This window comes from Leptospira ellinghausenii, assembly GCF_003114815.1.
Classification (GTDB): domain Bacteria; phylum Spirochaetota; class Leptospiria; order Leptospirales; family Leptospiraceae; genus Leptospira_A; species Leptospira_A ellinghausenii.
This window is the reverse complement of the sequence record NZ_BFAZ01000011.1, coordinates 1-12,893: the sequence shown is the minus strand read 5'-3', so window position 1 is coordinate 12,893 and position 12,893 is coordinate 1. Positions and strand designations below refer to the sequence as shown.

The 12,893-nt window shown below is 35.4% G+C and carries 12 protein-coding genes and 1 pseudogene; 3 read left to right on the top strand and 10 right to left on the bottom strand.

Annotated elements, in window-relative coordinates; translation table 11 throughout:
- On the top strand, positions 1 to 1,713 hold the full coding sequence (locus tag DI076_RS18335; protein ID WP_108961305.1) for a hypothetical protein: 1,713 nt from the start codon (positions 1 to 3) through the stop codon (positions 1,711 to 1,713).
- A 4-nt stretch (positions 1,714 to 1,717) separates the two neighbouring features.
- On the opposite strand, the gene DI076_RS18330 is transcribed toward DI076_RS18335, so the two are convergent.
- The 8 genes from DI076_RS18330 to DI076_RS18295 form a co-directional block, all read right to left on the bottom strand.
- A complete protein-coding gene (locus DI076_RS18330; protein ID WP_108961304.1) occupies positions 1,718 to 2,305 on the bottom strand; it encodes a hypothetical protein in 588 nt (195 codons plus the stop codon).
- A gap of 31 nt (positions 2,306 to 2,336) precedes the next feature.
- On the bottom strand, positions 2,337 to 2,585 hold the full coding sequence (locus tag DI076_RS18325) for a hypothetical protein (RefSeq protein WP_108961303.1): 249 nt from the start codon (positions 2,583 to 2,585) through the stop codon (positions 2,337 to 2,339).
- Position 2,586: 1 nt separating this feature from the next.
- On the bottom strand, positions 2,587 to 3,126 hold the full coding sequence (locus DI076_RS18320; RefSeq protein WP_108961302.1) for a hypothetical protein: 540 nt from the start codon (positions 3,124 to 3,126) through the stop codon (positions 2,587 to 2,589).
- 312 nt (positions 3,127 to 3,438) lie between these two features.
- Positions 3,439 to 3,717 (bottom strand): hypothetical protein, encoded by a 279-nt coding sequence (locus DI076_RS18315; protein ID WP_108961301.1) that lies wholly within the window; start codon positions 3,715 to 3,717, stop codon positions 3,439 to 3,441.
- A 162-nt stretch (positions 3,718 to 3,879) separates the two neighbouring features.
- Positions 3,880 to 5,733: a DUF2326 domain-containing protein gene (locus tag DI076_RS18310; RefSeq protein ID WP_108961300.1), complete on the bottom strand. Its 1,854-nt coding sequence runs from the start codon at positions 5,731 to 5,733 to the stop codon at positions 3,880 to 3,882.
- Complete coding sequence (locus tag DI076_RS18305; RefSeq protein WP_108961299.1) at positions 5,720 to 5,977, bottom strand: ABC-three component system middle component 8; 258 nt, start codon at positions 5,975 to 5,977, stop codon at positions 5,720 to 5,722. The genes DI076_RS18310 and DI076_RS18305 overlap by 14 nt, the downstream gene beginning before the upstream one ends.
- Entirely contained in the window at positions 5,974 to 6,903 is a 930-nt protein-coding gene (locus tag DI076_RS18300; protein WP_108961298.1) for an ABC-three component system protein, read from the bottom strand. Before DI076_RS18300 ends, DI076_RS18305 begins: the two co-directional genes overlap by 4 nt.
- A gap of 102 nt (positions 6,904 to 7,005) precedes the next feature.
- Positions 7,006 to 9,783: a class I SAM-dependent DNA methyltransferase gene (locus DI076_RS18295; protein WP_108961297.1), complete on the bottom strand. Its 2,778-nt coding sequence runs from the start codon at positions 9,781 to 9,783 to the stop codon at positions 7,006 to 7,008.
- A gap of 120 nt (positions 9,784 to 9,903) precedes the next feature.
- Here DI076_RS18295 and DI076_RS18290 point away from each other — a divergent pair, with 120 nt between their 5' ends.
- A complete protein-coding gene (locus tag DI076_RS18290) occupies positions 9,904 to 10,593 on the top strand; it encodes a hypothetical protein (RefSeq protein ID WP_245918577.1) in 690 nt (229 codons plus the stop codon).
- The gene (locus tag DI076_RS20385; RefSeq protein WP_245918575.1) at positions 10,593 to 10,970 is read left to right on the top strand and encodes a hypothetical protein; all 378 of its coding nucleotides are present in this window, start codon (positions 10,593 to 10,595) and stop codon (positions 10,968 to 10,970) included. Before DI076_RS18290 ends, DI076_RS20385 begins: the two co-directional genes overlap by 1 nt.
- Here the strand turns inward: DI076_RS20385 and DI076_RS18280 are convergent.
- The gene (locus DI076_RS18280; protein ID WP_245918574.1) at positions 10,967 to 12,367 is read right to left on the bottom strand and encodes a hypothetical protein; all 1,401 of its coding nucleotides are present in this window, start codon (positions 12,365 to 12,367) and stop codon (positions 10,967 to 10,969) included. The genes DI076_RS20385 and DI076_RS18280 overlap by 4 nt on opposite strands.
- A 104-nt stretch (positions 12,368 to 12,471) precedes the next feature.
- Positions 12,472 to 12,893 (bottom strand): annotated as a pseudogene (locus DI076_RS20200) (hypothetical protein); the annotation flags it as partial.

Genomic DNA, 12,893 nt, shown 5'->3' with positions numbered 1-12,893 from the left:
ATGGCCGAAGTACTCATAGATATTGACAGTATTGCATCGAAACTAGCGCAAAAACTTGGACCAGAAATAGTCTCTGAAATCTCCAAACGCCAAAAAGGTGCTGGTGGAGGTTCAGGAAGTGGGAATGGGAAGACCGGCGGAAGTTCTGGCGGAGGAGAAAAACCAAAGAAAAAAGAACTTACAGAAAACCAAAAAAGAACCCAATCACTTGGCGAGGGTTATCAGGCCGGAGCAGATGCAAGTCCTCTTGACCAAGATTCTTCGGAATTGCGATCAGGTCGATTCTCAGGCATCATCAATAGGAAAATTCAATCAGCCAGAAAATTCAAGGACACAACTAAGAAGGAATGGGATAAATATAAAATCAAAACGGGGAAATCTGAGAATGATGGTGGTAACTCAGAGGATAGCGGTCATGGGTTAGGTGGCGGAGCACCATCACCTAACGCCAAATCGAAATACAACATCCTTGAAGTTAAAGAAGCAAGGATTATGAATCTATACCTAAAAGGAGGCTTAGGTGGATCTGGTGCATTTGGTGGAGGTGTCGGAATACCTGGTCGAGGTGGTAGCGATGGGAGTACACCGATTGGTGGTACCCCTCCGGCTGGAGGCGAAGATAAAAAATCAGGTGCCTTAGGGCGCATGAGTGCCGCTATTGGACCTCTTGCGATGGGATTAGGCGCAGTTGTGGGTGCAGGTATTGGCATTATTTCCTCAATGGCTGGAATGCACCAACAGGCAATGCAATCACAAGAAGGAACACTTGGCGCATTCGGTGGCTATGCTTCAGGTGGTGGTGGAATAGTTAGAAATGCTGAGGTAGGACAGATTGGAATATCAAGAGCTCGGGTTTTGGGTGGTAGTGCTGCTGGCCAAGATTTTGATACCGAAGGTTCTAAGTTAGGTGCACAGTTTGGAGTTACTCAGGGGATTGGTGGAACTGCGGGAGCAGAGTTATTTGCGAAATTAAATAAATTCGGTGGATTTCAGGAGAATGAATCTGCACTTAAAAAAATTATGACCGATGGAATTCGTTCTGGATTTGGAGGACTAAGACAAGCTGAGTTTATACAACAAGTATCCGGGATTTCTGAAAACGCATATAATTCAGGAATGGGGATTCAATCTGCTGGTCAGGTTTCCGGAACTCTATCTAATTTGAGAGATGCTGGAATAAGAGATAATCGATTGAGTTCTGTATATAGCGCAATGAACGATAATATGACCAAAGACGGTGGTCAAATGAATTCAATGTTAGTTGCTCACCATATGCAACAGAATGGTGGAGATTATTTAGCAGCAATGGCAGCAGCTGAAGAAGGAATGGGAAGCCAGGCAAATACTGCAGCTATTAATCAAATGACTCAAGGGATGGATCCGAAAACAAAAGCTATTTGGTTAAAAAAGCAAGGAATTATAACGGCTACAGAAGGTCAAAATTCCGTTCGCTTAGGAAAAGACGTTATGGATATTAGTCGCCAAACTAGCACAAATGATCAAGCTGCAGATTATGGAAGAGAGGCAGCACAAGCGGTCAGTAATTACGGTGGGCAAAGACATATTGAACACGCAAATGCCCTCGATCAGGAAGCGGCACTTGGCGATGCTTTCAAAACAGCAAACGATTTACAGGACAAAATATTTAAAATGATGATTGATCGTATCAAAGATCTCAATGGAATCGTAACGGATCTAAAAGCATTATTCTAAAAAACTAATCTATTTCAACGCTCTGAGTTGATTCTACTTTAGAAATTATCACGTGAACCTGTAACCCATCTATATGGTGATAAGAATAAAGGTCTCCATATTGTGATGGGGCTATTACGAAATTTCCAAGAATGGAATTGTATCGTGACTTCCCTTGAACATTCTCTTCTAATTTTTCATATATGCCAATATCCGTTAATTGATTCTTTGCACAATTGTTCTTATCGCCTTGGTAACATATCCAGAATGATCCAGCATTCTTATAATATTTCTTTTCACTGGAGTATTCTACTTTCATTTCATCCGAATATTTAATATCCAAGCACTGAATCACATATTCAGGAAGTCTCCCCCTTCTCTTTATGACTCTCAAATTTTCGTCTGGTAAGATTTGCGTTCCAACTGTAATAAAAGTTTTAAGTTTTGTTTCGACTTCACCTTGCAGTCGTTCCCCTTTCACAGTGAGCCCTTTTTGTTTCAGGTCAGCTGCTTCCTTCCCCTGTGCTATCACTTCGCAAAACGCTTTGTTATCCAGGGTTTTGGCGGAGAGGGAGGAAGTTAAAATTAAAGAAAGGAAAACTATTCTGATCATTGCCTAATCTAGACGTAGGCGGTAATGCTTGTCAAGGTTTTTGGGTCTGGGCAAATTCTATGAAAACTTTTTCGCAGTCATCGATTTTAGATTTCCATTGAGAGAGAAAACTTTTATGAATCTTTGTATTTGTATTTTCTCTTCTTGGAATTTTCAGTAATTCAATCAAGATACCATTTCTTTGTATCTGGAAAATCGTCCATTGTTCTTTATTTAATATGGTTACACCTTTGCTATTCGCATATTCAACTATTTCTTTTAGAGCGTCTTGAAATAACATTTTAGTTTACTGTCTGTAAACCTCGTTCCTCCAAGATTTCATACTCAAAATTCTTGTAAGTTTCCGGTTGAGAATGAATATCATGAGTTTTACCCGTAACCACTTTTCGGGTATCGAGGTAATTCGCTAATCCAGTTATGCTTTTAAAGAAAGTTGCATTCTTTATTTCATTGAATTTATCCCAAATAACTTGAGGGCATTTGTTTAATACAATTTGCTCCACTAGGTCTTTGTCTTTTCCTTGAACACTTAAATAATTTGTTAAATTGTCTATGAAGGTGTGAATCAATTCCGTTTTCAATACTCTATGGGTGCTATTCCCAAAAGTCGCCCTGTCCGAAAAAAGGAAATCTCCTGTATCCAGACATAAAAATCCAATATTTTCATTGTCATCATCAAACGAAATGAAATGTAAATGATAGTCTAAGCTTGGGTTTCTAGAAAATTGCGAATCATCTTTGTCCCTGTAAAAAGCCCATAAATGAGAAACCGCTATTGATTTCGCATTTTTTACGACTAAATCCGTAAACTCCTGATCCATTTTTTTATTGCCTTACTTGTAATTCGTTCTTCTAATTATGTCTAAGAGCCCAGAAAGTCGGCCCGAGTTGAAACATTTACCGATTCTGTATTTAACGACGGTAATCTTTAGACCACTTTTTAGATTATGTCTTTACTATCGTCAATTTTTTTATTTATTTAACTCCAAATTTGAAGCAATTTCCTCCTATTATCTAATTAGTGGCAATTTATACGGTTTTTGCTCTCTGAGGCCCAGAACTGCAAACTCTCCTCGTTGATGTTGTATTTTAACGTAAGGGGAACGATTGCGCAGTATAAGCTTGGTTCAGTATTATTTTTTGTGACAAGAAAGCGCACTTCCAGAAGCGCCATAGCAAATTGAAGTGGAATTCTCACATCGGACTACCCCTGCCATTGCCAGCATTCCGCCTTCACTATTGGGATTGGTCAACTCTGACATCATTTTAACTATAGGTGAGTCATCACCTGCAATAATTCTAATTTGCTTGCAGACCAAATCATGCCCGTTGGCCTCATTCGGTTTTTCGTCTTTACTGAAAATAGGAAATGTAATTGTTAAAAAGAAAAGAATGAATAGAAAATTTTTCATGAACTAACTTAAGATTAGGCTAAAGTCTAGTCAAGACCATTAGATATGGCTAGTACCCAAATCCAGGACAGCGAAAATTTCCAAATTGGTTTTTATCTGATTTAGTGAAAATTAAACGAGGTTATTGTATATAGTCTAAATTTATCATAAATTTGAATTAAATTAAAAGCTCATATAAAATAACTTCCCCGAATCATCTCTATCGTGGAGCTCCAAAATCACCTCATCATCTTCATATGAAAAATTACTTGGTATATCATCTTTTATGATAGAGAAAATATATTGAATATTGTATTTCTTTGTGTATTCCCTTACAGTTTTTAAAAGATCAATTCTGCGAGTGTTTGCTAAATTTGCAAATGCATCATCATGAAATATAAACCGAAAATATGATTCGCTCGAATAAACGGATTGAATTGCAATATCGAAAGCAATACAGAGTAATTTATAATATGTAGTTCCTTCATCTTTAGCACTATTTTCGTATTTACACTCAAATTCAATGTTTGAACTTTGATTTAATGCCATTGAAATATAAGCTTGCGAATGAGTAATCTTTCTAGTAATATCCGAAAATAATCTTCTTATTTTAGCATACTTTTCATTATTTCCCGTACTCGCGATTGTGCTTTTTAGTTCTTCGATAACGCCATCTAATTCTTTTACTATGGTGGTCTTAATTTCATTTTCTTTGGCTTCAATTTTTTGAATACTATTAAGTTTTGTATTTATCAGTAAAATTTCGGTTTCTAGTTTCACCATTTTTCTTTGATATTCTTTGTATTTCTTAATAATTGCTGAATCATTTAAAATATCTCTGTATTTTTCTCTTTGTGCATTTAGAGAAATTAATTCCGTCGTAATGTTTGTAACTTCCAGTTGTTTTTTTATCAAAGAATCTCTTATTTGCTCGTTTCTCTCCTTGGTTATCCTTTTGTTAAAATCTACCAGCTGTTCATAAGATTTTAAAAGTTGATTTGGAAAATAAACATTGAATTCTTCAAATAGTGTTTTTATTTTCTCTGTATCAAAAGAAAATCCATTTTTTATGGATTGATTTAGTTTGTTTATATCGTATTCTAAATTATATAGCTGAGAATTTAGTGCTGAAATATTATTTTCTAAACTACCTACCAAATTGTCTATAATCTCGCGATCTTGATTATAAAAATTATAGCTGTCAATCTCGTTCTGTAAATCAGAGTACTCGAGTTCTTTGACCTGCTTTTGGCCAACCAAACTATCAATTTCTGTCGGATTAATGTCGAATGTAATTTTTTGCTCTTTGATAGTATTTTTATCATCATTAATTTTATTTTCCAGGTTATATTTTTTAAGTGGAATTTCTTTATTAAATCCTAACAAAGCAAACATTAAGGGTTTCCAAAACTTATCCTTACCTTTGAATTTACTTAATTGAAAAATGCTATTCCTCTGATAATCATAATCTCCTTGCATCCTCAAAGAATAATTTACAAGTTTACGATAGTCTAGTTGGTAATTTCGGCTAAAATCGAAATTTAGTAGTTCATTTAACCTAGACTTTGCTTTATCAATTGGAATATTTTCTTCGTCCCAATCAGAATAACAAATAAAACCTTCATCAGATTTTTCTAAATGTTTAAATGAAATTTTCGTAGGATTCTCAATGGTTCTTTTTATTACGAGATATTTCCCACTATTCAATAAAATCTCTAAATAAAATTCGTATCCTTGGAATAGTAAAGATCCTTTATCTGAGGTCGCAATAATTTCAGAATTTTTTATAATGCTTCCTGAATTTGGCGACTCCGGATCAGATTTTAATTTTGTTGTGAATAAAAATAAATCAGAATGTTTTTTCTTTAATAATAAAAAATCGATTAAAATTAAAATTTTAGATTTCCCTAAATTGTGCTGATCCTTTTCCGTTTCTTTTTTTTTCGAGTCCCCAATAATAATATTTATTTTGTCTCTGTTTGTATTGAATTTTATATTGTGGAAAAGTTTATTTGAGTACAATTTACTGAGTTTCAATTAAATATCCCTTTAATTGGAAGGCATCCAATTCATTGCCAAGGTATTCGATTTTATCGAGCATAAATAAAAAGCTAAGTGCGAATGGGATTGTGTCTTTTACATTTTCTCCAAATTTATTTATGCTGGAATTTATAACATCATTGTAAGACAAAATAGAATTTTTTTTTAAATCCTGAAGGATAAAAGCAGAAATATTTAATATCGACAAATCTAAATTTAAATATTTATGAGGTTTTATCATTTTTCTCTCCCAATATCACATTGATAATACATGAAATGAAAAAATGCTGGAATTATATTCCTGTATTTTTTTAATCTTTCTGGTTCTTTGTCCAGAATATATCTTGTAAGAAAATCGAATACATGCTTGAAATTTTCGAACTTATCAATATTGATTTCAATTACCCTTTTGAGTTCAATGCTTGTTTCCTCATAAAATCCTGCAAAAACTTCATTTTTCGGATCAGTTAAAAACTCTAATATTTTCTGATGATACTTATTTAAGTCTTCAATCAATATATTCTCAAAATACGATGAATCTAAATTATTTATTTTATTTTTCTCTTCAATTGCAGGCCTATCCACTACTAAACTGATATTCGTAAATTTTGGAGTATTTTCATGAAATATTTGAATTAAATCTTTGATATCATTTTCGTAGAAATCGAAAGGAGTAGCAAATTTATCTAATCGAAATTGTTTTACGATAATTATATTTTGGGATAACCAACTTTGTATAGTATCTTTTCCAATAATATCGACGTTTTCTAAACCGGTTTCTGATTTTATGTATTTTACTGCATTTTCTCGCGTCTCGGTTTCTTTTCTATTCGTAAAAAGCAGATAATTATCGATTTCATTCTTTATCTTTAAATTTTTAATTTTTTCGATTTCCAATTTTACAACACTAGTTTTGTTTTCAAAAAATGTATTATCTGAACAACTTGCTTGATAATCACTTGTATGTTTCGATTGTATAATGAATTTCCCTTTCCATGGAGATAAATTAGATGGAAAGGAATTAGCAGTTCCGAAAAACCTCCCGTCCCTACCACCGTCACGTCCTTTTGAAAAACTCACAATCCCAGTTCCAAGAATTTTCTGACATATAACATTGACTAGCTTTTCGAAGTCATCCTCCGATAAATTTTCTAAGTGATAATCCATTTGAATTAAATGTTCCTTTCCATAATCTAAATTGGCGTTTTGATCAAATCAAGTTTGATTGATTTTATTTGATCTTTATTATTTTTAGAATACGAAATTTGGCTATTCCCCTATTTTTCCTTTCTTTTTTGGAATCTTTATTTGTGATGTGAGTGTATTTGTATATTTTTCGTAGAGTTCAAAGAGGAATTCTACTCTTTCTGACTCAGACTGGAATGGCTTTTGTCGGTAAGCCTTGTCCACGGCTTTGTCCAGTTTATTGTGAGCATCCCGCAAGACTTTTGGCATTGTTAGTGGGTCATAGAGATCAGCTAACGAGGACTCAGGGAATTGCGCTCTGGCATCCAAAACCGATTGAGCAAGTTTTTCTATTTCTTCTTTTTGTTTATCTGAAGGATTTTCTGGCCAAGGAAAGTTATTGTAAACAATATCTTTTGAATATCGGTAATCTCCCTTGATTCTACCACATACGACTCGCATCCAAGCATTATGCATAAGTGAAGTTATAATCCCAAAATGATAACGGTTTGCATTTTGAATTGAAAAACAACTATCTGCAACTATGTCATTTTTTGAAAAAAAGCCAAACGGAACATACAATCGATTTTCGGAAGAATGTCTCGGAACTAAAATATAGTCAGACTTCGGCTGTGTAACTTGCCTAAAAAGATGATGATATTTATAAGATCTTGTAGATAGTGCTTTACTCTCCAATCGGAACTTCCGAACCTTTTCAATTCGCTTCATAATGAATGGAATATCTTTGTATAGAGATGGATCTACTTCATCCAACCAAATACAATATCTTTTTAATCCGTTTAGATATTCTTTCGCGCTTACAAAGGGGCGCACAAATTCTTTAATTCGATTATCATCTAGAATTGCAGTATTAAATTCTTCTTCTGTTAAAAGAAAATTTCCATCATCAGTTGGTTTTGAACCATAAAGCATTTTTGGAGTATGATCAAAAAGAGGATGACTTCTGTTATCAAGATATATATTTTTCCCTTGGTTTAGATAAGGGTTTATATTAGATGCATTCTTCTCAACTGGTTCAGCATTAGCATTTTCATAAAAGAAGATTCTTTTGTTTCTTTTTTCTATTTTTGAAAACCCAATTATTACGCAAAAAACTGCAGCTTTCCCTTTTGCCTCATTACTCCATTTAAAGGTTCTATGAGCGAAAAAAATTGAGATTCCATATTTTTCAATCATAGGCTTCCAAAAGATTCCTACTTGCTCGCCTTGAGTTATTGAATTTGTCGAAACAAATGCAACAAGGATGTTTGGATTTTTTTGAATGTATCTAGCAGCCAACATATACCACGCACAAACATAATCCATTACACCTGAAGCCTGAATTTCATTTAGTACTACATTGAGTTCTTCTTTCTGAGCTGTTGTTTGTAAATGATGACCAATAAATGGAGGATTCCCCAGAATGTATGAAATTTCATTCGGGCTGATTATTTCTTCCCATTTCAATTTTAGAGCATTCCCAAAGACAATCATTGGAGATTTCTTCAATGGGAGCCTAACGTAATACTCTCCAAATTCTTTACCTGTTTCGACATTCATCAAATGATCCATAATCCATATTGCCGTTTTTGCAATTTGAGCAGGAAATTCTTCGATTTCAATTCCGTATAAACAATCAACATCGAGACTTTCAAGTGTTTGAATTGATAACTCAAGTCCAAGTCCTTTGAGTTTTCTGATTTCCTTTAATAAATTGATTTCAAGACGTCGAAGTTCGCGGTAGGATAAAATTAAAAAGTTACCGCAACCGCAGGCTGGATCGAGTATTTTAATTTTTCTAATCCGAGCCAATAGTTCATCGAGCCCTTTAATACTCTTTTTTGATTTTAAAGTTTCAAATTCTTCCAGCAGATCATCCAGAAAAAGTCCATGAATAGTCTTTAATATATTCTTTTCACTCGTGTAATGTGCTCCAAGCTCTCTCCTTTCAGCGGTATTCATTACAGATTGGAATAAACTTCCGAAAATAGCAGGGCTAACAAGAGCCCAATTAAATTCGCAAGTTTGAATTAAAATATCACGTAACACACTATCAAATTGTGCGAATGGAATTGATTCTTCAAATAATTGCCCATTGACATAAGGGAATTTTGCAAGGTCTTCATCTAGGTTTGCGAGCCTTTGTTCCGTAGGGGTATTGAGTACTTGGAAGAATTGAGCAATCCAAAGCCCTAAGTCGCTACCATCCTGCTTGGTACGTTCTTTCAGGAAGAAAAGAAAATCGTCTTTATTGAATATTCCAGTATCATCGGCAAAGAAACAAAACATCAGACGAACAAGCATAAGTTTTAGAGGATGTTCCTGGAATCCATTCCTCTTTAGCTCATCATGCAATTTCTTCATGAGCTCTGCAGCTTTGATATTTACTGGATCTTCATCTTTGTATTCCCGTTGTTCATATCCGAGTAAAAAATTAAATCGTTGAAGGTGGTCTAGAAGATCGGTGATTTTAAATTCTATTGATTTTTTATGGTCTGTAAAATTTACCAATCGAAGTCTTTCAAAATCGCATACACAAATATAACTTGGAAGTTCTTCATCAGGGATACCTCCGGTTAAACAGTAGTCTAATGCTTGTTTATATGCTTTATCTAAATCTTCACCACGACTCTTCTGTTCTATCAGAATCGTTTTGGGCCAAAAATAGTCAATAAATCCCGTCGTTTGCTTTAAAGTTTTTGCTCTCTCTTCAAAGATCCCTACTTTTTTAGCGCTAATACCCCATATATTAAAGAAATCTCTCCAGAATATTTGAGACTCCCCCTTTTCGTATTTGTCATCTTTATGGTCGTGAATAAATGAAATTGCTCTAGATTTAATTTCGTTAGGTGATAATGCCATCGGTATGCAAAATTAGAATACAAGGAACCAATGAGTCAACCAATTTGGATAACGTAGAAGCTCTATTAATTGATTCTTTTCCGTTGACAAATTACAAAATCCACGAATTTGTCCCTTCCCATGCCAGAATTCCCATCATTTGGAAGACAATCGAAAGTTGCGTTTGCACCACCTAGTCTTGCACAACCAGGCATCATGAATGGATTGGAGCTAGGTGAAATCGATTCTCTTAGCGGTGGACTTATGAAATACCGGGCCGACATTCGGCTTTTCAATGGCCAGATTCTAAAGAAAGTCCGCCTCCCGGGACCTTATATCGGTCTATTGGGCTTTCTCTCGGGATTCAAATTTGGATACCGAGAAGGCCAAATGGTACTTGTTGGATTTCTCCAAAATCGTAGAGACAATCCGATAGTCATCCAGGTATATCCATTTGCAGCTGAGACAAAAGGAAAAAGTTCACTACTTAAACATTCTACTCAATTCGATTCTGAAGAAACATCCGTCGGCCACGAATCTGGCCATCGAACAAAATGGGATAAAAATAAAGTTCTCTTTAAAGATAAATTAGATACTACCAGAGTCCAAATCGATCACACAATTCCACCAATTCTAAACTCTCTGGAAAAAGCTGCACAAGGAGAAACTTTGAAATCAATCCTAGAAGAAATCTGTGACGAAATCACTAAAATCACAGTTCAGTGTACAGCACCCGGGACATCGAGCTTAACACCAGATAACTCGGCCAAGTTTCTTGTGATTAAGGGAAAATTGAACACAATCCTTTCCGAGGTTTTAAAACACTACTAATGAATTTTTGGGAACACTTCGAGATAGACAAAGAACATTTACATGACACCAGTTTTTCGTTTGTGAAAGCTAAAACTAAAACTAGGCATTCATGCGAATTTTGCTCAGATCATTGGGGAACGGTAGTCAGACTTTTCAAAAGTCAAAGTGATTTTGAGAATTCAAGTTTCTATGGTGGTGAAGATATTATAAAAGGAGATCCAAAAGCAAAAATCGCTGTGTGGCCAGGAAAAAATAATGTAGGTAGAAATAAGACCTCATATTGGTTATGTGCTCCTGTTCATCCACTCTGCGGCTGTGAAATTGAAGTTGAAGAGACAATTCATGAATCAAAAGAGGATTTAGAAGACTGGTATTCAACTTTAGAATGGGACTAATCTATTTCCCAAGCGGCGTTTTCGATTCGTTTCCCCCATTTAACCATTGTTTCTTGAGTTGCGATTCCTGAACCAGGTCGCCAGGTTACTCGAACACCGGTCACATAAAAATTAGGATGATATTGTTTGATTTCTTTGTGTAGAGAATCGGAAAAGCCATCATCATCCGTAAGACGCATGATTTGTCCTTTGCATAATCCACGAAAATAAAATCCAGAAAATGAACCCGTGAATATCCGTTCGCCTGTTCCAAATGTTTCGTATAATTTCTCTTGAATCTTGAGAAGGGACGCAATCTTACCTGTTTGTGAACCAGGTGCTTGCAACTCTGGAGGCATCCCTACTCCATCCATTGTAATCTGCATTACTCTTTGTCCAAATTTAGCAAGTAAAGATGGATTATATGTAACTGGATTTAAAGCGAGTCCGGTGATGGTATCTTGGATCCCGAGATTCACATGAACACCAGAGAAAATATCCTCTTGGGATTCGGTGAGGTCAAAACTGTTGAATTGAGATTCAGGGACCTCTGAAGAGATCCCAAAATATGGAAGGAAGAAATCGTCTTCTAACTTATCAAATGGGGTTTTCCGAAAAACTAATTTAGCAAGTGAAATATCTGGCGTATAGTCATCAGATCCTAATAGGCCAAAGCCATTTGATTTTTTTTCAATTGGCGGAGTTGTTTCGCCAACATAAAGTGCGCAATCTTGATCGTAATGGAAGAAAAGTTCATATAGCGGTGATTTTGCGATTGATGCCATAAGCGACCAAATCGAAAGAGAAATCCCAAAACTCTGATTGTTGATCCATTGAACTGTATGGATAAATCCGATAGTGTAAGACAGTTTATCAAATTTATAGCTTATGAGATCCCGAAAAATCTCACCTCCGTAGTTCCCATTGGAAAGTAGAGTTCTTATTGCAGCATCGGCAAGTGATTCAATAATTCCGCTAGGTGTTTTCGATTCAGAAATCACTTCAGAAATTATATTTAGCGCAGCTTGGATTTTAGGAATTGGCAAATTGGAAACACTTTCAGCAGGTTGTCCCGCGATATTGGGACCAGAGTTGTCGAAATCTATAAATAAGGTTTGAGACTGGATACAGTCTTCCATTCCTCCCCCGGAAATCACATAGCTTTGCTCTCCAGATACATTACTTACGTGATTGGCTGTTTTAATTCTTCCAACAAACTTAGTTTTTTGTGATTCAGTCACTACAATGAGCTCACCAGTTCGCAAAACTTCACGAATGCGAACTTTCCCAGCATAGGTAGTAATAATATTCCCTGTTGCACCTTTTGCGAGAGTTAGGGTAAAACTTCCATTATCAACGGAATCTACATAAGTAAGAGAATCAATGAATTCTCCTGGAATTTCAATCGGAGAACGCATAGCAGCGATTTCCCCTGGAGAAAGCCTTCTAGATAACCTACTTACGATATTCGGCACAAACCCAAATAGAAAAACTTGAAAATCTGGTTTAATGGCATTAACTTTCACTCAATTAAGCCTCTAACTCTTCTTAACTTAAAGGATTTGAAATCACCAATTGGATTCACCTTCACAATGTAAGAGATTGCATCAGAATCAATTGAGAATTCTACAATATCTGCAGTTTGAACACCCAAGTCAGATTGTATATCATCTAGAATTTTTTTAGGGATTACCAAATTGAGAAAATCGTCTGGCACAGATCCAGGTTTGGGAAGAGCTCCGATATCTGGATGCATTGGGATTTGACCTGGAAGAATTCGCATTTTATCGAGGAGTCCATCAACTAAACAATCGATACCTTTCGTCGTGCTTATATCTCCACCTTTGGTTTCGATATCCCGGTCTGCTTTTAGAGCTATATCTTCGCCAAACAAAAATTCTTCGAGAAATTCCTGTGTTTTTGAATTGGATAAATTATTCAAAA